Here is a 23,312-nt window from a genome sequence, read left to right on the forward strand (position 1 = left end):
TATCTCTGCGGAGTGGTAGTTCAGTTGGTTAGAATACCGGCCTGTCACGCCGGGGGTCGCGGGTTCGAGTCCCGTCCACTCCGCCATTTGATATCATAAACAAATTAAGTGCATTACCCCATGCACATACCACTGCGGAGTGGTAGTTCAGTTGGTTAGAATACCGGCCTGTCACGCCGGGGGTCGCGGGTTCGAGTCCCGTCCACTCCGCCATTTGTTTTCCTCAAGCAAATGATTAGATAATTCTTTACTTTACACCTCACTATTTCCTTATACTGACAACGTATCTCGTATCTCGTATCTCGTATCTCGTATCTCGTATCTCGTATCTCGTATCTCGTATCTCGTATCTCGTATCTCGTATCTCGTATCTCGTATCTTTCATCCTATCTTGCTAATATTCTTCATTATTCCTATTTATTCAGCTTTTTATATCTGCATGAATAGCAAAGAATGGCGGCTCCACAACAAAAAGGAAATGCGTTATGAGTACATTCGGAACACAACTAAGACACTATCGCAGTGAGCTGAAATTAAGCCAACCAGAATTTGCAGAGCAAGTTGGAATAGAGCAAAGTTACCTTTCAAAACTTGAGAACGATAAATCAGTGCCTTCTAATGACACATTTCGTTCAATATTAACGGCGCTCAATCTAACAATTTGCGACTTTATGGAGCCATTAAAACATTCTGTAGATAAAGCTCGGTTGATTAATGTGCCTGATATTGAAGCTTGGTATAAGCAACAAAGTAATAAGCAATTCATTAAACAGCGCTCATTGATCTATATTGCCATACTATTAAGTGCGCTAGGCTGTGCCATGTTTTATTTAGGGCATCAAGAAAAGCTATTCAACACAAAGTTCTATGAATACAAATCATATGGTGTAGTGAAAGATAATGAACCAGATGGCATTTTTCATGATTGGCGAACGCTACTCGTAGAACAAAGCAGCGAGAAAATAGATGCAAAACGTCGAGAAATGATTAGCAGGCATGATTTTAAATTTATTATCTCAGCGGATTATAAAGGTTTTTCGTTTGTAGAATCTGGCGAGCAAGGTAGGCGTTTGTATAGCCTGACTTCAAAAACACCCGTTATCAAGCCTCATAAAGGCCATGTATGGCTTGAGTTTATTGGTATCTTATTGCTTGTAGTTGGTGCAGGTCTCATCACATTTGAGAGTAAACTGACAAGACAGCAATAATGAGTTGTAGAACCTGACGCGTGTTAGCTGGCGTCAGGATCGCGAGGAATTAAATGCGCAAACTGTTGCTGGTGGATTTGTTCGTATAAGGTCGCTGCATAGCTTTGCGCATCATGTAATCTGCGCGTACTGATGTGTTTTCTCAGGTCATCAAGTGCAGCGGTTGCAGGTTCATAACCTTGGCTACTTGCCAGACTTAGCCACACCGCGCCATGAAAAACACTGTGTGGAACACCTTGCCCTTTGATGAAAAACAGTCCCATATAAAATTGTGCTCTATGGTTACCTGCCATAGCAGCTAGGCGCATCCATTTCGCAGCAAGGGGAGGCTGTTCATTTTTTAAATAATATAAAGCTTTGTTTAGTACGTTTTCAACAGATTGAGTACTTTTATCTGGCGCCGACCCTTTATCGGGTTGGGTAATAAAGGCAAGTATATTATCAAGCTGTTGCTCTAAATCTAAGCCTACTGGCGAATTATCAGACATAGTTTAGTTATTTTCTTGAAATAAAAGACCTTATTAGTTTAGAACATTGCAAGGTAAAATGTCCTCTTATTGAGATAAAATATGATAAAATTAGCCAATTAATCTCAACTTAAAGTTCAACATGTTCGAAAGACTTTTCAAAATCACTGAAAACAACACCTCTGTGCGCCGCGAGACTATTGCTGGTATAACAACATTCATTACCATGGTTTACATTGTATTTGTTAACCCAGCCATGTTAGCCGAAGCAGGAATGGACCAAGGTGCGGCATTTGTTGCAACCTGTATTGCAGCTGCAATCGGCTGTTTTATCATGGGTTTATGGGCTAACTACCCATTAGCATTGGCGCCAGGTATGGGCTTAAACGCTTTCTTTACCTATGGTGTAGTGCTTGGCATGGGCCACACTTGGCAAGCTGCCCTTGGCGCAGTATTTATGTCTGGCTGTATCTTTTTGTGTTTAAGCCTATTTAAGGTGCGAGAGTGGATCATTGATGCCATTCCACTGGTATTAAAGCGTGCCATTGCCACAGGTATCGGTGCTTTCTTAGCGCTTATTGCATTGAAGAACGCCGGGATTATCGTAGCAAGCCCTGCAACGCTAGTGCAGTTAGGCGACATTACAGCACCGGGTCCTTTACTCGCCATTTTTAGCTTTTTTGTGATTGCGGCTCTTTTATATCGCGACATGAAAAGTGGCGTGCTAATTAGTATTTTATTAGTAACGGCTATCGCCCTTGGTTTAGACCTTGTGCAATACCAAGGTATTGTGTCAATGCCACCTTCAATTGCACCAACCTTTATGCAATTAGATTTTGCATCAGCATTAGAAATCTCAATGCTAACAGTGATTTTTGCTTTCTTATTTGTTGATTTGTTTGATACCTCAGGCACTTTAGTTGCTGTTACGCAAAAAGCAGGGCTTGCTGATGAGCAAGGTAAAATGCCTCGCTTAGGTCGTGCATTAAGTGCAGACAGCACAGCAACCATTGCAGGCTCAATGCTTGGTACGTCAACAACGACGTCGTACATTGAATCAGTAGCAGGCGTATCTGTGGGCGGCCGTACAGGTCTTACCGCGGTGGTTGTAGGCATTTGTTTCTTGTTAATGATGTTTTTTGCACCACTAGCCGGTATGATCCCAGCTTATGCAACGGCAGGTGCGATTTTGTATGTTGCGGTTTTAATGATGCAAAACTTAAAGCTGGTCAATTGGGATGATATGACAGATGCCATTCCGGTGAGTGTGGTTTTATTGATGACACCGTTAACGTTCTCGATTGCGCACGGTATTGCTCTGGGTTTTATTTCGTATACTGCGGTGAAGTTGGTATGTGGTAAAAAAGATGAAATCAGTATTAGTGTGTGGGTATTAACAGCATTATTTATCGTTAAGTTTGCGTTTTTATCTTAACGAGCTCAAAGCAAAGAAAAAGTGGTTTACCACTTTTTCTTTGGTGCGAATAACACGTCTAAATCGTCTTGCTCTTGTTCTGCTTTTTTCTTTCTTGATGTTGCATTAGATGCTTTCAATTCAGAGCTAATCGCTTCTAAGTAATTTTCAACTTCTTGTCGTTTTGCACTCACATATTCATCGCTGTAGCTCACACCCGATAGGGTAGCAAGTGCCTTTTCAAAATATTGTCTGGCTGATCCCACCATGTTTGCCGAGCGAGCAGATAAACCACGTTTGATTTGGCTTTCTACATTGATCCTTAACTGCAATTTTTCAAGGCGTTTATCTTCTGCAACAAATACTTGGCTATCAACTTTACCTTTACCATGCTCTGAGCGCAGTACCGCACGTAATTTTTTAATACCTTGGATTAATGCGATTAGTTGTTTGTCGTTATCAGGTAACACCAGTGCGTCACTGTTATTTGCTTCTATTGGCGAGGTTAAACGCTCTTTAGATTCTTTTAAGCGATTTTTTAATTCTTTTGAACTTGGAGAAAGTTCGACCATACCTGCTAGAGCATCATAAATACGACGTTGGAGAATACGCAGGATGTTTTCAGACATGGGAATATTAGCACTGTTAAGCAAAACATCTTCTGCTTCTTCAATGATTTTCTTTAACTTTGTTAACTCTTTACGGCGCTCTGCTTCTTGCTTTTCTTTATGTTGTTGCACCGCACTTACCCACAGTGCAATGACGATTAATGCAACAATGAGCATGATGATGATAGAAACAATCATTACTAAATCTCAGTTTTAACTATCTAATTTTTTTATATTACATTAAAAAGATTAGATCTGAACAGCTTTGCGGTTAGTTATCTAGAATAAACTTCCGATGATTACTACTTTATAATGAGTATAGCGCTAAACTAGCACCTTTATTGAATATTTTGCGTGTAAACACGGCTACCGAGCCGTAATTTAATGTGTTAGCCTTAGAAACAATCGATATAAATGTATAGCGCGATGAAATATCACTTGGCATTGTGCTTTGCAGCCTTTATAAATAAACAATAACAACGTTTACAATGCAGCCATGAAACTACAACAACTCAGATATATAGTCGAAGTCCAAAATCATAAACTGAATGTCTCTGCAACAGCAGAAAGTTTATTTACCTCGCAACCGGGGATCTCGAAACAAGTTCGTATGCTTGAAGATGAACTTGGTGTGCAGATCTTTGGTCGTAGTGGCAAACACTTAACGCATGTAACTAGTGCCGGTAACGAAATCATTAATATTTCACGTGAGATACTATCAAAGGTTGAGGGTATCAAAGCGGTTGCCAATGAACATACCTTACCGGATCAAGGTAAACTAAATATCGCGACCACGCACACACAAGCACGCTATGCATTACCTAATGTTATTCAAGGCTTTATGAAAAAGTACCCGGCAGTGTCTTTGCATATGCATCAAGGTACGCCACAGCAGATTTCTGATGCAGCAGCACGAGGCGACGCTGATTTTGCCATTGCGACTGAGGCACTGCATTTATACTCTGATTTAGTTATGTTGCCGTGCTATCACTGGAATCGCAGTATCGTAGTGGCAAAAACACACCCACTTGCGCAAAAGGCTGATAACTTAACGGTTGCCGATGTGGCTAAATACCCGCTGATAACATATGTGTTTGGTTTTACTGGCCGCTCTGAATTAGATAAAGCTTTCAATGCTCATGGGCTTGAGCCACATATCGTATTTACTGCAACGGATGCTGATGTAATCAAAACCTATGTGCGTTTAGGGCTAGGTGTGGGCGTTGTCGCATCGATGGCAATAGACCAAGTAACAGACACTGATTTAGTGTGTATTGATGCAAGCCATTTATTTGAAGCGAGTACTACTAAGATTGGCTTTAGAAAAGGCAGCTTTTTACGCAGCTATATGTATGATTTTATTGAACGATTTGCACCACACTTAACCAAAGAATTGGTTGAGCGAGCAAGCTTATTACGTAACCAAGAAGATGTTGATAAGCTCTTCGAAAATATAGAGTTACCAGTAAAATAGAAATAAAAAAAGCCGCTTTAAAGCGGCTTTTTTTATTGTGCTGAAAATTAACACTCGATGATATTAACTGCTAAGCCACCGCGAGCGGTTTCTTTGTATTTTGTTTTCATATCATTACCTGTGTCGAGCATGGTTTTAATTACCTTATCAAGGGTCACTTTTTGCTCGCCAGAACCACGCATTGCAAGGCGTGATGCATTGATTGCTTTGATAGCGCCCATCGCATTACGTTCAATACATGGTACTTGCACAAGGCCTCCTACTGGGTCACAGGTTAGACCTAGATTGTGCTCCATACCAATCTCAGCGGCGTTTTCAACCTGCACAACATTACCACCCATGATTTCAGTTAGGGCGCCCGCTGCCATTGAGCAAGCAACGCCCACTTCACCTTGGCAACCTACTTCAGCACCAGAAATTGACGCATTCTTTTTATATAAAATACCAATGGCTGCAGCTGTTAATAAGTAACGGGTCGCAATATCACGGTCTACTTCTTTTATGAAAGTGTGATAATACATTAATACCGCAGGTAAAATACCCGCAGCACCATTGGTTGGTGCGGTAACTACACGGCCACCGGCCGCGTTCTCTTCGTTTACTGCAAGGGCAAACAAATCAACCCAGTCCATCGCACGTAGTGGGTCATTGTTTACCTCAATATTTAATTTAAGGTGGAGGCTAGGCGCACGGCGTTTTACTTTTAAACCACCTGGTAAAATCCCTTCTGTGCGCATGCCACGTTCAATACAGGCTTTCATAACTTGCCAAATATTAAACAACTCATCTTTGATATCTTTTTCGCTGCGTAAGGTTTTTTCGTTATGCATCATAAGTGTTGATACACTAAACCCTGATTCACGGCATAGCTCTAACAACTCTTTAGCCGTGTTAAACGGATAAGGTGCAGGGTTTTCCTCGCGGATTTCGAGTGCTTTTTGTTTTTCGTTCTCGAATTCTTCGTCAGTTACGATAAATCCGCCGCCGATTGAGTAATACACTTTACTGAATAGCTTTTCGCCATTTTGACTCGCAATGATTTCCATCGCATTTGAGTGCTTTGGTAGTGTTTTACGACGATGGAATACAATCGCACCTTGCTTAGGGAAATTGGCTTTATGGCTTTGGTTTAAGTAAATAACCTGTTCTTTTTCGATTTTTGCCAGAATATCGTCAACTAAATCAGCATCAATGGTTTCGGGATCATAGCCAGCAAGGCCTAAGATCACGGCTTTACCTGAGCCGTGGCCAATACCTGTTTGACCTAGTGAGCCAAACAGCTCAACTTTAATATCGGTGACGTTTGCAAGTAAGTTTTTTTCTTCTAATTCGTTTACAAATAAACGCGAAGCGCGCATTGGGCCAACAGTGTGAGATGACGATGGGCCAATACCAATACTAAACATATCGAATGCACTGATCATAATTTGCTACTCATTTTCCTTTAACGGCATACTACCTGCCTTTGAACGGTGCCACATAATAACGTTTAAACGTGTCTGTGTAACCCTAAAAGCAGGATAATTAAACTGGTAGGGCGAGCTGTTTGATAAAGTTATTAATAATGCTCGCTGTTGCTCCCCAAAGCAGGCCATGGGGGGTCATCAAACCTTGCAAAGTAATGGTTTTACCATTTCGCTCAAAGGGGAGGGGCTGCCAATTTTGTTGGTTACTCAAATAAGATAAAGGCAGTAAAAAGCTGGCAGCAACTTCGTTGGGATCTGCGTGCCATGTTGTCCCTTCGCTGAGGGTACACACAAAAGGCTCAATAGTGAAACCAGTCAGGGTCGCGTACTGGTGTAATTTACCGTGGACAGTCACTTGATGTGTGCCAATATTAAGCTCTTCATTGAGCTCTCGAAGGGCTGTGTGCATTAACGTGTCATCTTGCTCTTCATACTTTCCACCTGGTAAGCAAATCTCCCCCGGGTGATGAAGTAAATAACTTGGTCGTTTGCACAGCAACAAATGCGCTTCGTCATTAATATCTAGCAAAGGTAACATCACGGCACTGGCACGCTTTTCGGCATTAAAGCGAATGGTAGCTGGACGCTCTGTGGTTTGACTTAAACTAAAACGGGCAATTATTTGCTGACTATTCAAGGTTTGTTACTTCAACGTTTACTTTAATAAAGGCAGTATTTTATTTACTTTATCGTAAGTTTCTTGGTACTCCAAGTCGACCTTTGAATCAGCCACAATGCCACCGCCAGCCCAGCAATAAATTGCACCTTGATGACACACTAAAGTGCGAATTGTGATACTGGTATCCATGTTGCCACAGGCACTCAAATAGCCAATTGAGCCACAGTACACACTACGGCGATGTGGTTCGAGCTCTTCAATAATTTCCATAGCACGAATTTTCGGTGCTCCGGTAATTGAACCACCCGGGAAAGCGGCATGAATTTGGTCAACGGCATCTTTGCCATCCGCTAATTCTGCGCGCACAGTACTTACTAAATGATGTACAGCTGGAAAGCTTTCAATGGCAAATAGCGAGGGTACGGTGACACTACCTGGACGAGCCACTTTGCCTAAATCGTTGCGCAGCAGATCAACAATCATGACATTTTCTGCGCGGTCTTTTTCAGATTGTTGTAAACGGGTTGCTTGTGCTTGGTCTTGTTCAGGGTCAGCCAAACGAGGGAGCGTTCCTTTAATGGGCTTGGTTTCTATTTGACCTTGATTTATAGAGATGAAGCGCTCAGGGGAGATAGATAAAATAGCGCCATCTGGGTGATTTATATAGCTTGAAAATGGGGCTTTATTCGCTTCTCGAAGTTGTTTATAGGCTTGCCATGTTGAACCTGAAAATTCAGCTTTAAAACGCTGCGCAAGGTTGATCTGGTAACAGTCACCACTTTTTAAATAAGCTTGAATTTTCTCGAATTTTTCGCTGTAGCTGGCTTTGCTCATATTTGACTGCCAGTCGCTTTGTAGCGCGAACTCTACACTTGCTGGCGTTTCGTTTAGGTGCTGCTGGTATAGCGCTAAGCGATTTTGATTTGGCTGACAAACGTAAAACCAGCTTTGCTGTTGCTTATCAAAAATAAGAGCATCAGGATAAAGTCCAACAGCCATTTGCGGCATGTTAATGTCGTTTTCGGCATGATTTGGCATAGTTTCAATCACACGACCTAAGTCATAACCAAAATAGCCAAGCCAACCACCTGTAAAAGGCAGATTGTTAGGGTTTGCTGTGTGATTAAATTCCTGAAGACCTGCTTTCATCAAGCTAAAACAATCACTTGATTGCGCCTTGCCGTCGACAAAGCATGTATTTTCACGCACTTCTAATCGCTTTAATGGCGCAATGGCAATGATATCGAAGCGGCTATTTACATGCTCGCTATTGGCTGAATCGAGCAACACAGCATGGGGCAAATGAGCAAAATGACTAAATAGCGCGATACAATCACCGCTTAAATCTAATTTAATGCACAAATTTTCATCGTTTATCATCTACATTGCCCTGAATAACTAGCCCGAAACGGGCGAGGAGGGTATCATAAGTTAAATTTGATTGGCAGCGTTATGATTTCCTTTATAGTGATGCCATGACTAACCCGTAGAGTAAATCTTCGTCACCGGTTTACTCAGGATCACGTACAGCGCTACGCGATAAAAACTTAAGGAACCCGTAATGAGTACAATTCGTCAGCAAGACTTCATTGATAGCATTGAAGATGCATTGCAATACATTTCTTTTTATCACCCTCTCGATTTCGTACAAGCCTTAGAAAAAGCTTACAACAAAGAGCAAAGCAAAGCGGCAAAAGATGCCATTGCGCAAATTTTAATTAACTCTCGTATGTCTGCTGAAGGTAAACGTCCGCTATGTCAAGATACAGGTATCATTACCTGTTTCGTAAAAGTAGGTATGGATGTTAAGTGGGATAAAACAGACATGACTGTACAGCAAATGGTTGATGAAGGTACACGTCGCGCATACTTAAACCCAGATAACCCGTTACGCGCATCAATTGTTGCAGACCCAGCTGGTACGCGTAAAAACACCAAAGACAATACACCTTCAGTTGTTCATATCGACTTAGTGCCAGGTGGCGAAGTTGAGGTAATGGTTGCAGCGAAGGGCGGCGGCTCAGAAAATAAAACGAAAATGGTTATGCTTAACCCATCTGATGATGTGGCTGCATGGGTTGAGAAAACATTACCAACGATGGGTGCGGGCTGGTGTCCACCTGGCATGCTAGGTATAGGTATTGGTGGTACTGCAGAAAAAGCCGCGGTACTAGCGAAAGAATCATTAATGGATCCGGTTGATATTCACGAGCTGATTGAGCGCGGCGCTGAAACAACTGAAGAAAAAATGCGTATCGATATCTTCGAACGTGCTAATAAGTTAGGTATTGGTGCTCAAGGTCTTGGTGGTTTAACAACCGTAGTTGATGTGAAAATCAAAACGGCACCAACTCACGCAGCATCAAAACCAGTGGTAATGATCCCGAACTGTGCAGCAACTCGTCACGTACACTTCACGTTAGATGGTTCAGGCCCAGCTGATCTTAAAGCGCCTAAACTAGAAGATTGGCCAGAAGTTACATTTGAAGTTGGCGAAGGTACACGTCGCGTTGATTTAAACACTCTGACAAAAGAAGACACACAAGAGTGGAAGATGGGTGAAACGGTTCTTCTGTCTGGTACTATTTTAACGGGTCGTGATGCAGCGCATAAACGTTTACAAGATATGATCCAATCAGGTGAAGGTTTACCTGAAGGCGTAGATTTTGATAACAAGTTTATCTACTACGTTGGCCCTGTAGATGCAGTGGGTGATGAAGCGGTAGGTCCTGCAGGCCCTACAACTGCAACGCGTATGGATAAATTCACTGATATGATGTTAGAAAAAACGGGCATCATCGGTATGATTGGTAAGGCTGAGCGTGGTCCTGCTACAGTAGAATCAATCAAGAACAATAAGTCTATTTACTTAATGGCGGTAGGTGGTGCAGCTTACCTTGTATCTAAAGCAATCAAGAAAGCACGCGTTGTTGCATTCGAAGATTTAGGTATGGAAGCAATCTACGAGTTTGAAGTAGAAGATATGCCAGTAACGGTTGCTGTTGATAGTGAAGGTGCAAATGCGCATACGCAAGGCCCAGCTATTTGGAAAGCAAAAATCGAAGAACTTGATGGCAAATTAAAATAACCATCTTGTAAGTCTTTTATTAAAAAACGGCGCAACTGCGCCGTTTTTTTCTGATCTGACCAGTCTCAATTATTTTCTTAGCATACCTTCATAAAGCAGATACTACTTGGCCTTATCGGCATATTTTTCTTGTCACTTTTTCTTTACGCTATACTTTACCTTTACGTTCACGTAATAAAGTTTGTTAAGTTAATATTTTGTTTTGAATTAACAATGCTTAATGTGTACTTTGGTTGGTATAATTTTTCTATAAAGTGTTAGTTTTTGAGTTGATATTTCGGCTTGGGAACTTTGCTTAGTTTTATCATCTCATTTAGTAGCAAGCGAGCATGCGAAGTGATAAAGTCTCGGCACTTTCAGCGCTCACACCCCTTAGGGTAAGAAAATTTCGGAGTATTTAACTGTGGCTGTATTTAATAAAGTCGACTTTGATAACCACGAGCAAGTGGTGTTTTGTTCAGATAAAGAATCAGGCCTAAAAGCTATTATCGCGGTTCACAATACCAAGTTAGGCCCAGCGGTTGGTGGTTGCAGAATGTGGGACTACACAACTGATGAAGACGCGGTTACTGACGCACTTCGTTTATCAAAAGGTATGACCTACAAAAATGCTGTGGCACGTTTACCATTTGGTGGTGGTAAGTCAGTGATCATCGGTAATGCAAAAGAAATTAAATCAGAGCAACTTTTCCGTGCATTTGGTCGTCAATTAGAGCGTTTAAGCGGTAGCTACTATTCAGCTGAAGACGTAAACATCACCTGTGATGATGTTGCTATCATGAATAAAGAAACGAACTATGTGCTAGGTCTTGAAGGTAAAAGTGGTAACCCTTCACCATTTACAGCGTATGGTACATTCTTAGGTATTAAAGCAGCTTTACAACATCAACGTGGTCATCAAGACCTTGCTGGTATCAAAGTAGCTGTGCAAGGTTTAGGTGCAGTGGCATACGGCCTTTGTAAACACCTACATGAAGCGGGCGCAACATTATTTGTAACAGATATCAACGAGCAAGCTGTTGAGCGCGTTGTAAATGATTTCAATGCAACGGCTGTGGGTATTGATGAAATCTACGACTTAGAAGTTGATGTGTATGCACCTTGTGCACTTGGCGCAACGGTAAACGACACGACTATCCCGCGTCTAAAAGCAACAATTATCGCTGGTTGTGCGAATAACCAATTAGCAGAGTCTCGTCACGGTGAGATCATCCGCGAAAAAGGTATCTTATACGCACCAGATTACGTAATTAACGCAGGTGGTATCATCAATGTTTACTACGAAACAGCACCAGAAGGTTATAGTGCAGAAGCATCAACTAAGCACGTTGAAGGTATCTACGATACGTTAACTGAAATCTTCGCACGTTCTGAAAAAGAACAAAAATCGACGCATTTAATTGCCGATGAACTTGCGTTAGAAATCATCGAAAACGGCTTATAATTTAGTAAACCAGCTAAATTTACAGTTAAAAAAGGTGCGCAGAACGCACCTTTTTTGTCTCTGTTATTTATCGCAACAAAATGACGAAGGCTCACTATCTCGGTACACTCGGTTTTTAAATCTCGAGGACGCCTAATGAAAACTCAGCCTTGTGAAATAACCCCAATCAATCTTGATACTTGGCCTCGTAAACAGCATTTCGCTTTTTTCAACGAATTTTCTCTGCCATATTTTAATGTGTGTGTTTCCCTCGACATGGCAGCTCTCTACAACAAGTGCAAAGCAGAACCTTATTCGTTCTTTCACAGCTATGTTTACCTAACGCTTGAAGCATGCCATGAGTATGCGCCAATGCGCCAACGTATCATTGATTCTTTACCCGTACAATTGTCATCTGTGCGTGGCAGTGTGGTAGAGCTGGCAGAAGATGAAACATTCCGCTTTAGTTATTTTGAAAAACAAGCGTCGATGGCAGACTTTTCAAAACATGCCACTGAAGTGGGAAATGCGAGTAAAGCAAAACCATTTTTTTCTGATGCATTTGCTGCAACAGAAGGGCAGCCTGATCTTATTCATATCTCAGTGCTTCCATGGTTAAACTTTACTGGGTTTGCCCATGCGGTGAGTGAGGGGCATGGCCTTGGTATTCCTAAGTTTGTGTTTGGTCAGTATGACTCACAAACTGGCAAAATGCCGCTTTCAATTGATGTGCATCATGCCTTAATGGATGGATTGCATGTAGCTAGATTTGTGAAAATATTGCAAGAAAAAATTGCGAATTTTTGTAATTGATTGTTGCTAAATGTCATTAAAGTGAGTAAAAATTGCAACTAATGTAGTATTATCTGAAGTTAGGGATGACTTTGGCTTCACAGAGCTACATCACTGAATAGAACGATAATAAATATCAGGGTTTTAGTTTTATGGTGCGGGTAGTTAGTTGTATTTTTCTTTTCTTTTGTTTCAGCGCTTTTGCAGAATCTGCACGCCTCTCTCTGAGTGATTATTTTACCGAGACTTGGAGTACACGCGCTGGCCTTCCTCACAATAGTATTAATGGTGTCACGCAAACCAAAGATGGATATATCTGGATAGCGACTTGGGAAGGACTTGCTCGTTTTAATGGTCGCGAGTTTAAACTCTTTACTCGAACCGAAATTCCTGGCTTACCTGATTCTGGCCTACGCAGCCTTATTGCAATGGAAAATGGCGATTTATACATTGTAGGTGCCCGAGGTGGCATTGCGCTTCGCTCACAAGGGGGGTGGCGAGCATTACCAAGTTCATCAGCCATGGTAAATCATGCACTTGTTACTGAACAAGGTGAGCTTTGGCTGGCACTTGAAGGGCAAGGTATTGTTTACCGCGCTTCTGAAACTGCCACTGAGCAAAAACTGCTTGATAAGCTAAGCGCGTACCGTCTTTTACAAGACAAAACAGGCGTGATTTGGGCTGCCACTAGTGATGGTCTTTATCAAATAAATGATATGCAAGTCAGTAAGGTCAGTGAAGACTCTGGGCTTCCTAATGCCTCTGTGTTTACCTTATTACTTACTCAGTCGGGCACTTTAATTGTCGGCACTGAAAAAGGGGCATGGCAAAAGCAAAACGATAAGTTTGTTGCTATTAACCCTGTGCTTAATAACGAATCAATTGCCAGCTTACTGGAAGATGCGCAGGGCGATTTGTGGTTTGGCACCATCAATAAAGGGGTGTTCAGACTCAGCAGTTTAGGCCTTGAAAACTTAGCCGCAGATGATGGCTTACCCAACAACCGTATTTTATCTTTACTACAAGATCGCGAAAAAAGTATTTGGGTTGGTACAAATGCGGGATTATTTCGCTTGCGTGAAGCGCCATTTACAAATTGGAGCCAAAGTCGTGGGCTTGCATCTGACTATGTGCGTACCGTGTTATCGCATTCTGATGGTAGCTTATGGGTGGGCAGTAGTAATGGCTTAAATCGTATTGAAAATGGCAAGCTCACCACCCTTATCCAAGCCTATGAAAAAGATCCGCTATCCGTATTAAGTTTAACTGAAGATAAGCAGGGCGGAGTATGGGTAGGTACTTACACTGCGGGTTTAATGAAAGTGGTTAATGGACAAATTTACCCAGTAAAAAACCGCAGTAATGGCCTGATCAGCAACGAAGTTCGCGCTGTGTTTTTTGATAAAGCGGATAACTTATGGATTGGCACCGCCGGTGGTTTAACCAAAATTGACCCTGCTGGGCAAACTGAATTATTCACCACAGAAGATGGCCTAACAGGTGATTTTATTATGGCCCTTGTCGAGGATGACCATGGCAGGTTGTGGGTCGGCACGGGAGTGGGTGTGTCCATTTATGACCCGGCTACTAAGCAATTTAAAACTCTCGAGTTTCCAAAGCAGTTCAGCACAGAGTATGCATTCGGTTTTTACTTAGATGGCGATAAAATGTGGCTTGCAACCGATAGAGGCCTTGTTCGTTACAATCTCAGTACAGATAAAATGAGCTTGTTTGGTCGAGACCAAGGTTTACCGGTCGATAAGCTGTTCCAAGTTATTGAGCAAGGTGATTCACTGTGGCTAACCAGTAACCGTGGTGTGATCCAAGTGAACAAAGCTCAGCTTGTTGCACTTTTAGATAACCCTGAAAAAATTAAGCCAATGAGTGTTTCGATGCAGCTTTATGATGAAGGCGATGGCATGCTAAGCGCGCAAGCGAATGGCGGTTCAAACCCTGCTGCTGTGCTTCATTCTGATGGACAAGTATGGGTTGCTACTGCCAAAGGCGTTGCTATTGCGACACCAGAGCGCTTAAAAGAAGCCAGTAAACGCCGTTTATCGACCGTTATTGAAAGCTTTGAAGTCGATGGCAAACCCATTACTTTACCAGTTGGCAATGAGGTACTGAGCTTACCTGCTGGGGTTTCTCGTGTTTCATTTAATTACGCAGGGCTTAGTTTTATCATGCCGGGGCGGTTAAACTACCAAACTCAATTAAGTGGTTACAATCAACAATGGGTAGACCGGGGACGTTTGGCTATTACCGAATACACCAATTTACCGCCGGGTGACTATACCTTTAAAGTGCGCGCTGGGTATCCAAATAGTGATTGGCAAAATAATGAGCAAGTACTGCGTTTTAAAATTGCCCCTTACTTTTGGCAAAAAACCAGCTTTAAGTTATTTATATTAATTGCTGTGCTCTTTAGTGCTTATGTGATTTATAAATACCGCTTATATCATTACAAGCGCATTGAAATTGAGTTAACTGAAAAAGTTGAACAGCAAATGCATGATTTGCAAACGCAAGCCGATGCCTTTGCTCATTTAGCGAATCATGACCAATTAACGCAATTACCCAACAGACGTGCTTTTGATATGTGGTTGTCTGAAAACTTTAATCAGTTCCAACGTGATAATAAAACACTCAGTATTGCGATTATGGATATTGATCACTTCAAACTGATTAATGACAATTTCTCGCACTTGATTGGTGATAAAGTGATTTGTGAAATCGCTCGTTTGCTGCGTATGAATTTCCCTGATGAAGGCTATGCGGCGCGTTGGGGCGGTGAAGAATTTACCCTGTTGTTCCCTTACAAAAACGCTGAAGAAGCCGCAAGACTGTGCGAAATTATCCGTTTAGAGATAGCGGGTTACGATTTCTCTGATTTAGCGCAAGGGCTCTCTGTGACGGTGAGTTTTGGTGTGGCGGATAATACGCAAGTTGCTGATTATGACCGCTTGCTATCACATGCTGACAACGCTTTATACAATGCGAAGAATAACGGTCGAAACCAAATTTTTATTTATAATCAAGGCTGTATTGCGCTTGATTAATCAGTGTTAAAATAAAAATGTGTGTAAACAATTGATCTTTTTTTGTTTGCACACATTAAAGTATCAAGATTGTTTTTTAGGCGATAGTAATGCTTAACCTGGTTTTGATACTTTTTTTAATAATTTTTGTTGTGTGTTACTGGCGCTGGGACGACATTCGTAATCACTTTTGGCAGAAAAAATACCTCAATAATACCCTCAATGCTCAGCAAAAAAATTTGCTGTTAAACTATATGCCCATCTATCGAAAGATGACGGATGCCGACCGCGAAAAACTAGAGCGTCATATCGTTTGGTTTTTAAATGAAAAACGTTTTATAGGCTGTGATGGCCTTGAGCTTAATGATGCAATGAAGTTGATTGTAGCAGCCGATGCCTGTGTTTTGGTGCTCAATAAACCCTGGCCATTGTATCGTAATGTAAAAGAGATCCTTTTATACCCAAGTGCGTATTATGCTCCGCAAACCTCCCGCGATAATGCCGGGCTGGTCAGTTATCACAATACCGTTCGCCAAGGTGAATCATGGCCGGGTGGAACCTTGGTATTGAGCTGGCATGATGTACTTGAGGGGAACCGCTTGCCAAGCGATGGTCATAATTTAGTGTTTCATGAATTCGCCCATCAGCTCGACCAAGAAACAGGCAAAACCACAGGCACGCCAATGCTTGCGAGTAATGAAGATTATCAAAAGTGGGCAAAAGTATTTAGCCGCGCCTTTAATCAACTCAAAACCCATTTAGCTTATGGCATGCCGCATGTTATTCATAGTTATGGCGCGACCAACGAGGCAGAATTTTTTGCCGTTATTACAGAAACCTTTTTAGAAAAACCCGCCGAACTCAGGCAGTTTGACCCTGAAATTTATCATTTACTGGTTGGCTTTTATCAGTTTGATCCGATTGCGTGGCATTAGTCGACTATTTACGTTTGTTTAACACGAATTGCTGGAATCTTGCTATGCTATTTGGTGCAATCCTAAAAGTGTGCATATAAGCAAAACAATAATAAGTGAGATTTCAATGAAGAAAATGCTTCATACAGTGCTGGCTGTATCGATTTCACTTGCTCTTACAGGGCAAGTAGCAGCAGAGCAAGCAAATGATGACAAATGGCAGGTGGACGCACCTAAAGGGCAATTCCTAGACGCTAAAATTAGTGTTGAGCAGGGCACGTGGATGAACGTAGATATTAGCCCTGATGGTAAAACAGTGGTGTTTGACCTACTCGGCGATATTTATACCATGCCAATGTCAGGTGGCACTGCAACGCAATTAACCAGTGATATTGCATGGCAAATGCAACCACGCTTTAGCCCTGATGGTAAGCACATTGCATTCACTTCAGACCAAGGTGGCGGCGACAACATTTGGGTTATGGATTTAAATGGTGAAAACCAAAAAGCAGTCACGAACGAAACATTTCGTTTGTTAAATAGTCCTGCTTGGAGCCCTGATGGCGACTACTTAGTAGCACGTAAGCACTTTACTGCAAGCCGCTCTTTAGGCGCTGGTGAAGTATGGCTTTACCACAAAGCGGGTGGTAAAGGTGTACAGCTGACTGCACGTGAAAACGACCAAAAAGACTTAGGCGAGCCGATGTTCTCACCTGATGGTCGTTATGTTTATTTCTCGCATGATGCAACGCCGGGTAAAACATTCCATTACTCTAAAGATTCTGTAGCGGGCATTTATAAAATTAAACGCTACGACCGTGAAACCGGCGAGATTGAAACTATCATTGATGGCATGGGTGGGGCTATTCGACCGACACCTTCACCAGATGGTAAAAAACTTGCGTATATCAAGCGCGATGACTTCCAAACAAGCTTGTACTTATATGATCTTCACACTGGTGAGCATACCAAGCTGTATGGCGAGCTTGAGCGTGACATGCAAGAAACATGGGCTATCCATGGTGTATACCCAACAATTGCTTGGACACCAGATAACGAACAACTGGTCTTTTGGGCGGGTGGTACCATTCATAAGCTAGATGTGGATGATAAGTCTGTCTCGACTATTCCATTTAAAGTTGAAACTAATAAGCAAATTCAAAAAGCCGTGCGTTTTACACAAAACATTGATAGCGATAATTTTGATGTGAAAATGCTGCGTAATGTACAAATTTCACCAGATGGTGAAACGGCTATTTTTGAAGCGCTTGGTCATATCTATAAGCGTGATTTAGAGTCTGGCAAAGTAAAGCGTCTGACTAAGCAAGACGACCACTTTGAATTATTCCCGCAGTTCTCTCGTGATGGTAAGAAGATTGTTTACACCACATGGGATGATAACGAGCAGGGCTCGGTACGTGTTGTGTCTGCACGCGGTGGCCGTGGCGATACCCTTACCAAAGAGCCAGGTAAATACGTAGAGCCAACATTTAGCCCAGATGGTAAAACAGTTGTTTATCGTAAAGCATCCGGCGGCAGTATCCTTAACCCAACATGGTCATTAGAGCCAGGTATTTACTCAGTAAGTGCCAAAGGCGGTGATTCAACACTTATCACTAAATCAGGTTATCAGCCGCAATTTGGTGCAGCAAACGACCGTATTTATGTAATGAGCCCTTGGCCAAAACCAACATTGAGCGTTGTTGAGCTTGAATCAAAACAAGTTCGCAAACTTTATGAGTCAGAGCATGCAACAGAGTTTAGAGTATCACCAGATGGTGAGTACTTAGCGTTTGCAGAGCGTTTTAAAGTATTTGTTACGCCATTTGTTGAGCGTGGTAAAACCATTAATATTGGTCCGAAAGATAGCCAATTCCCAATTGAGCAGCTTTCTGTTCGTGCAGGTGAAAACATCAGCTGGAGTGGCACAAGCGATAAACTTTATTGGAGCTTAGGCCCTGAGTTATATCATGCAAGCCTAGCGGGTTTATTTGATATTAACCAAAATGCTGAGACTGATTTTAAAGTTAAAAGTGGCGATAACATTGGTTTTACAAAAACCGTGGCGGAGCCTAAATCAGTATTTGCATTAACTGGCGCACGCATTATCACCATGAACGGTGAGCAGGTTATTGAAAACGGCGTTATTGTTACTGATGGTAAGCATATTAAAGCGGTTGGTAGTAAAGACAGTGTTGCTATTCCTAAAGGCGCAGAAGTAATTGATGTAACTGGTAAGACGATTATGCCGGGTATTGTTGATGCGCATGCTCACGGCTCGCAAGGTAGCGATGAGATTATTCCACAGCAAAACTGGAAGAACTTAGCGGGCTTAGCGTTAGGCGTGACAACGATTCACGATCCATCAAACGACACCACTGAGATTTTTGCTGCAAGCGAAATGCAAAAAGCGGGCATGATTGTCGCTCCTCGTATTTTCTCAACGGGTACCATTTTATATGGTGCGAATATGCCAGGTTATACATCGCATATTGACTCGTTAGAAGATGCTAAGTTCCATCTTGAGCGCTTAAAGAAAGTGGGCGCGTTTAGCGTTAAATCCTATAACCAACCACGCCGTGAACAGCGCCAGCAAGTTATTGAAGCAGGTCGTGAACTTGAAATGATGGTTGTGCCAGAAGGCGGTTCATTACTGCAGCACAACTTAACTATGGTCGTTGATGGTCATACGGGTATTGAACACTCAATTCCTGTTGCCAATATTTACGATGATATTCGCCAGCTTTGGTCTCAAAGTGACGTAGGTTACACGCCAACTCTGGGTGTTGCATACGGTGGTATTTGGGGTGAAAATTATTGGTACGACAAGACGGATGTGTGGAATCACCCACGCTTAAGTAAGTTTGTACCAAAGAATCAGCTTTTACCTCGTTCAATGCGTCGTGTTAAGGCTCCCGATCATCACTATAACCACTTTAACAATGCGCGTGTTGCCAAAGAGCTGCAAGACTTAGGTGTTTTAGTAAACCTAGGTGCTCATGGTCAACGTGAAGGTTTAGCGGCACATTGGGAAATTTGGATGTTTGCACAAGGTGGTATGACACCACTTCAAGCAATTCGTGCAGCAACGTTAGATCCTGCTAAATACATTGGTCTTGATAACAACATCGGTTCTCTTGAGCCGGGTAAACTTGCCGATTTAATCGTTATTGACGGTAACCCGCTAACTAACATTCGTGATACAGATAAAATAGATTACACCATGATCAATGGTCGTTTATTTGATGCTGCCACCATGAACGAGGTGGGTGAGAAAAAACGCGAAAAGTTATATTTTGAAGAAATTTAACATAGCGGAAATATAAACTGAAAGCGGCCATAGTGCCGCTTTTTTTATAATTTATTTATTGCTTTAAATGAGGAAACTGTTTAATTCCTACTAGTTTTGCTTGGCAGATCATGCCCTCTACAAGCGTCATCAAATAATGGCTCAGTGAGTCGAGCTGCGAGCTTTCCATGTTTTCACACGCTGATAAGCGCCGTTTTATTAACTGCTGGACTGCCAATTTATGTTCTTTGCAGGCTTGATTAATCGAGCTGGCAGGATCAGCGAACTCAGCGGCAGTGTTGATAAATAAACAGCCATTAAAATCACCTAATTCAGTTACTTCAGAGTTAAACCAAGCTTCATGGCAGCTGATCAACGCTACTTTTAACTCTTCAAGCCTTGTTACCTTGCTGGTGGCATGCGTTAACCAATTTAAAAATCGGGTATGACGCTCACTAAGGCACGCGAGTATCAATTCATCCTTACTTGCGAAGTGGTGGTACATGGTTTTTTTGGCGACACCGGCCACACTAATAATTTCGTTTATTCCCACACTATGAATGCCTTTTTGATAAAAAAGTGACAGGGCGGTCAAAATAATATGTGTTCGTTTATCCATAACAAGATCTCAATTGGCGATTAATGATAGCTTGACAGAAGTAGACCGAGTTGTCTACCATTTGCGAGGTAGACAATTCGGTCTACTTTGGGAGGTATAATGGATAATAAAGTAACTAAAGCGGCAATCGCGGGTGTGTTTGCTTGTATGGCAATTTTTGTGTTGGCCTATTTACAGCAACTAGGACATTACGGTGTGTGGTTGATGGCACCGTTTGGTGCAACTGCCGTGTTGGTATTTGGTGTGCCACACAGTCCGCTTGCGAAAGCGAAAAATGTTATTGGTGGGCATCTTTTGACTGCATTAATCGGTGTTGTATTTGTAAATTATGTCGGTGTAGGGCCTGTTGAAATTGCTATAGCAACAGGACTGGCAATTAGCCTAATGATGTGGACAGATACCGTACATCCAGCGGCAGGCGCAAACCCGATTTTGATAATGCAATCTATGCAAAGCTGGGATTTTTTAGTGATGCCCGTATTAATCGGTACGGTATTTATTGTGTTGTTTGGCTGCTTTAGTCAATGGATTATAACGAGCCAAGTGAATACCCATAAAAAAACCGCTAACGAGTAGCGGTTTTTTAAAATGAATGAGTGCAATTAAATTACACAACACCACGCGGTAAACGACAATCGTGGTCTTTTTCAGCTAGGTTAACAATCCAAAGCTCTTCAGCTTTGTAACCATCATCGTTTGCTGTAACAACAGTAAACGGTGCTTTCTTAGCTGTTTTAGCTGGTGCAGCGGTTTTAGTTTTGGTTTTTTTCGCTGGTGCTTTTGGTGCTTCTTCTGCTTTAGGCTCAGCTGTTTTACCAGAAGTGAGCTCTTCAGTCAGCGCTGCAACATCAGCAAGGCGCAAGTTTTTGCCACCATCGATGCTATACCAACCAGGTTTTGTAGTGATTTCAGGTTTCTTACCATTCGCTGCTTCGTATGCTGCTTCGAAGGCATTTAACACTTCTGTTTTGTCTAGTTTGCTCATCAGAGACCCTATACGTTGTAAACACAGATTAAGAATATATATTTATACCTATTTTCAGCTTACTTTTCAATTTTTTGCGATTTTCCTTCCATTTTTCACCCATAAACGCCAAAATTTGCACAAAATAAAGGGTTGAAGGACGATTTCCATATGCAACGCAAACAATTTACTCAATTATTAAACGACATTCTTAAACCTGATTCAATCGCTGATTTTTGTCCAAATGGCTTACAAGTTGAAGGGGCGAGTGAAGTAAAAAAAATAGTGACAGGTGTCACAGCAAGCCAAGCATTGATTGATGCTGCGATTGCAGAAAATGCAGATACTATTTTGGTACATCATGGCTATTTCTGGAAAGGCGAGTCGCAGCCAATCACGGGGATGAAAAAGCGCCGTATTGCTGCGCTTTTAAATAATGATATTAACTTATATGGCTATCATTTACCGTTAGATATACACCCTGAAATTGGTAATAACGCGCAACTGGCAAAGTTACTTGATATTGAATTCACTGCTGGGCTTGAATCTGGTCCAAATAGTGTGCCGGTAAAAGGGCGCTTAAAAACCCCATTAAGTGGTGAAGAGTTTGCCGACAAAATTACCCAAGTACTTAATCGTGCACCATTAACAAGCTTGGTAAGAAAAGAGAAAATCGACACCATCGCTTGGTGCACCGGTGGCGGACAAGGGTATATTGATTTAGCGGCTGCCCAAGGGATTGATGCTTATCTCACTGGTGAGGCTTCTGAACAAACAATTCATAGTTCACGCGAGCAAGGTATCGATTTTTTTGCAGCAGGGCACCATGCGACTGAGCGGTATGGCATTAAAGCCTTAGGCGAGCTTTTAGCTGAGCAGCATGGTTTTGATGTAACGTTTATCGATATCGACAATCCAGTCTGATTAAGTCTACAGCGCCTCTGGATCAATCCAGCGGCGCACACTCACCCAAGCACTGCCAATTTTCTCATGCGCTACTCTGGTCACTGCAACAAGTACATCGTCATCAGGTATAAACTGCTTATATGTTGGATACTGACTAAAATCTTGAAAGTCGGTTGCCGCTGGGATCACGTCAACACCTTGTGCATTAAATAAGTCTTTCGCTCGCGGCATGTGGCTCGCTGAGGTGACAAGCGCTGTTTTTCTATCGACTAAATAAATGGCAAGTCGCTGCGCCTCTTCTGCGGTGTCCATGGCGAGAGGATTTTGTTTAATTCTCGATGCTGAGATACCAAGCGCTTTTGCTGTCTCAAACATGAGCTGGCTATTGGTAGCATTAGCAAAGCCGCCTCCTGATACATAGAGGGTGGCATTTGGGTAGTGGTGGGCAAGTTTAACACCTTCAAGTAATCGAGCAAGCGCACAATCGCCTAACTGGTGGTTTGCTTGAAGGCGTGAGTTGGGCATTATAGAGCAGCCAAGTACCACTATATTATCAAGTTTAGGGTGTTTTGCTTGGTTAAATTGCCATGCAGGGTTATTGCTTGCAGCTATCAGTGACTGGCCAATATATGGTGTGCTTATCAGCATTAAAGTTAAAATGCTAACAAAGCCAAAATAGAGTGCTTTGCGTTTATGGGCAATGGCTAAAAATACCATCACTAAAGTAAGCAGCCCGAGCAACGGCAGGGGCATTAATAAAGAGCCAATGATCTTTTTAATTTCAAACATGTATACCCAAGCCTCCTCAAGGTACAGAATTCAGCGTTTCACAGGTGCCTTAATATCAAGGCGTTACTTTGCAAAAATGGCAGCCCCTTTTAAGAAGTAACAACGATGAGAGTAAGCACCTGTGAAGCGCCCAAAGGGTTGGTTTAAAAGCGAATTATACTGCGTTATTGATTTTAACCATAGAACCACTATTGTTTGCAATCAATGCCTTGCCTAAATCGCTTTTAATTCCAA

The 23,312-nt window shown here is 42.1% G+C and carries 19 protein-coding genes and 2 tRNA genes; 13 read left to right on the plus strand and 8 right to left on the minus strand.

Going from position 1 to position 23,312, the window contains the following annotated elements:
- The first annotated feature begins 9 nt into the window (after positions 1 to 9).
- From C2M33_RS05480 to C2M33_RS05490, 3 genes are all read left to right on the plus strand, one after another.
- Positions 10 to 86, plus strand: a tRNA-Asp gene (locus tag C2M33_RS05480).
- Positions 87 to 136: 50 nt separating this feature from the next.
- A tRNA-Asp gene (locus C2M33_RS05485) sits at positions 137 to 213 on the plus strand.
- Between the two features lie 272 nt (positions 214 to 485).
- Entirely contained in the window at positions 486 to 1,208 is a 723-nt protein-coding gene (locus tag C2M33_RS05490) for a helix-turn-helix domain-containing protein (protein ID WP_063706036.1), read from the plus strand.
- Between the two features lie 23 nt (positions 1,209 to 1,231).
- Here C2M33_RS05490 and C2M33_RS05495 read toward each other — a convergent pair whose 3' ends face one another.
- Positions 1,232 to 1,696, minus strand: coding sequence for a sel1 repeat family protein (locus tag C2M33_RS05495; protein ID WP_063706033.1), 465 nt, complete (start codon positions 1,694 to 1,696; stop codon positions 1,232 to 1,234).
- A gap of 121 nt (positions 1,697 to 1,817) precedes the next feature.
- On the opposite strand from C2M33_RS05495, the gene C2M33_RS05500 reads away from it, so the two are divergent.
- Positions 1,818 to 3,110, plus strand: coding sequence for an NCS2 family permease (locus C2M33_RS05500; RefSeq protein ID WP_063706031.1), 1,293 nt, complete (start codon positions 1,818 to 1,820; stop codon positions 3,108 to 3,110).
- 26 nt (positions 3,111 to 3,136) lie between these two features.
- On the opposite strand, the gene C2M33_RS05505 is transcribed toward C2M33_RS05500, so the two are convergent.
- Positions 3,137 to 3,895: a hypothetical protein gene (locus C2M33_RS05505; RefSeq protein WP_105173937.1), complete on the minus strand. Its 759-nt coding sequence runs from the start codon at positions 3,893 to 3,895 to the stop codon at positions 3,137 to 3,139.
- Positions 3,896 to 4,193: 298 nt separating this feature from the next.
- Between C2M33_RS05505 and cysB the strand changes: the two genes are divergently transcribed.
- Entirely contained in the window at positions 4,194 to 5,171 is a 978-nt protein-coding gene (gene cysB, locus C2M33_RS05510; protein ID WP_063706027.1) for an HTH-type transcriptional regulator CysB, read from the plus strand.
- Between the two features lie 47 nt (positions 5,172 to 5,218).
- Here the strand turns inward: cysB and C2M33_RS05515 are convergent, their stop codons facing one another.
- From C2M33_RS05515 to pabB, 3 genes are all read right to left on the minus strand, one after another.
- Positions 5,219 to 6,595, minus strand: coding sequence for an L-serine ammonia-lyase (locus tag C2M33_RS05515; RefSeq protein WP_063706025.1), 1,377 nt, complete (start codon positions 6,593 to 6,595; stop codon positions 5,219 to 5,221).
- A gap of 100 nt (positions 6,596 to 6,695) precedes the next feature.
- The gene (locus tag C2M33_RS05520) at positions 6,696 to 7,274 is read right to left on the minus strand and encodes an NUDIX hydrolase (RefSeq protein WP_105173938.1); all 579 of its coding nucleotides are present in this window, start codon (positions 7,272 to 7,274) and stop codon (positions 6,696 to 6,698) included.
- An 18-nt stretch (positions 7,275 to 7,292) separates the two neighbouring features.
- The gene (gene pabB / locus C2M33_RS05525) at positions 7,293 to 8,636 is read right to left on the minus strand and encodes an aminodeoxychorismate synthase component I (RefSeq protein WP_105173939.1); all 1,344 of its coding nucleotides are present in this window, start codon (positions 8,634 to 8,636) and stop codon (positions 7,293 to 7,295) included.
- Positions 8,637 to 8,817: 181 nt separating this feature from the next.
- Here pabB and C2M33_RS05530 point away from each other — a divergent pair, with 181 nt between their 5' ends.
- From C2M33_RS05530 to C2M33_RS05555, 6 genes are all read left to right on the plus strand, one after another.
- On the plus strand, positions 8,818 to 10,344 hold the full coding sequence (locus tag C2M33_RS05530) for a fumarate hydratase (RefSeq protein ID WP_063706019.1): 1,527 nt from the start codon (positions 8,818 to 8,820) through the stop codon (positions 10,342 to 10,344).
- A gap of 403 nt (positions 10,345 to 10,747) precedes the next feature.
- Positions 10,748 to 11,788, plus strand: a complete 1,041-nt coding sequence (locus C2M33_RS05535; RefSeq protein ID WP_105173940.1) for a Leu/Phe/Val dehydrogenase — start codon at positions 10,748 to 10,750, stop codon at positions 11,786 to 11,788.
- Between the two features lie 135 nt (positions 11,789 to 11,923).
- Positions 11,924 to 12,580: a CatA-like O-acetyltransferase gene (locus tag C2M33_RS05540; RefSeq protein WP_105173941.1), complete on the plus strand. Its 657-nt coding sequence runs from the start codon at positions 11,924 to 11,926 to the stop codon at positions 12,578 to 12,580.
- Positions 12,581 to 12,711: 131 nt separating this feature from the next.
- Positions 12,712 to 15,618: a ligand-binding sensor domain-containing diguanylate cyclase gene (locus C2M33_RS05545; RefSeq protein WP_105173942.1), complete on the plus strand. Its 2,907-nt coding sequence runs from the start codon at positions 12,712 to 12,714 to the stop codon at positions 15,616 to 15,618.
- An 89-nt stretch (positions 15,619 to 15,707) separates the two neighbouring features.
- Entirely contained in the window at positions 15,708 to 16,532 is an 825-nt protein-coding gene (locus C2M33_RS05550) for a M90 family metallopeptidase (RefSeq protein WP_063706011.1), read from the plus strand.
- A gap of 106 nt (positions 16,533 to 16,638) precedes the next feature.
- Entirely contained in the window at positions 16,639 to 19,821 is a 3,183-nt protein-coding gene (locus C2M33_RS05555) for an amidohydrolase family protein (protein ID WP_105173943.1), read from the plus strand.
- Positions 19,822 to 19,876: 55 nt separating this feature from the next.
- On the opposite strand, the gene C2M33_RS05560 is transcribed toward C2M33_RS05555, so the two are convergent.
- A complete protein-coding gene (locus C2M33_RS05560) occupies positions 19,877 to 20,419 on the minus strand; it encodes a TetR/AcrR family transcriptional regulator (RefSeq protein ID WP_105173944.1) in 543 nt (180 codons plus the stop codon).
- Positions 20,420 to 20,518: 99 nt separating this feature from the next.
- On the opposite strand from C2M33_RS05560, the gene C2M33_RS05565 reads away from it, so the two are divergent.
- Positions 20,519 to 20,995 carry an HPP family protein gene (locus tag C2M33_RS05565; RefSeq protein WP_105173945.1) on the plus strand — a complete coding sequence of 159 codons (477 nt, stop codon included), beginning with the start codon at positions 20,519 to 20,521 and terminating at the stop codon, positions 20,993 to 20,995.
- A 31-nt stretch (positions 20,996 to 21,026) separates the two neighbouring features.
- Here the strand turns inward: C2M33_RS05565 and C2M33_RS05570 are convergent, their stop codons facing one another.
- Positions 21,027 to 21,404 carry a hypothetical protein gene (locus C2M33_RS05570; protein WP_063706001.1) on the minus strand — a complete coding sequence of 126 codons (378 nt, stop codon included), beginning with the start codon at positions 21,402 to 21,404 and terminating at the stop codon, positions 21,027 to 21,029.
- Positions 21,405 to 21,554: 150 nt separating this feature from the next.
- Between C2M33_RS05570 and C2M33_RS05575 the strand changes: the two genes are divergently transcribed.
- The gene (locus tag C2M33_RS05575) at positions 21,555 to 22,307 is read left to right on the plus strand and encodes a Nif3-like dinuclear metal center hexameric protein (RefSeq protein ID WP_063705999.1); all 753 of its coding nucleotides are present in this window, start codon (positions 21,555 to 21,557) and stop codon (positions 22,305 to 22,307) included.
- 6 nt (positions 22,308 to 22,313) lie between these two features.
- On the opposite strand, the gene C2M33_RS05580 is transcribed toward C2M33_RS05575, so the two are convergent.
- Positions 22,314 to 23,078: a YdcF family protein gene (locus C2M33_RS05580; protein WP_063705997.1), complete on the minus strand. Its 765-nt coding sequence runs from the start codon at positions 23,076 to 23,078 to the stop codon at positions 22,314 to 22,316.
- Between the last annotated feature and the right edge of the window lie 234 nt (positions 23,079 to 23,312).

The organism is Pseudoalteromonas sp. T1lg122 (assembly GCF_002964825.1).
Classification (GTDB): Bacteria; Pseudomonadota; Gammaproteobacteria; order Enterobacterales; family Alteromonadaceae; genus Pseudoalteromonas; species Pseudoalteromonas gelatinilytica.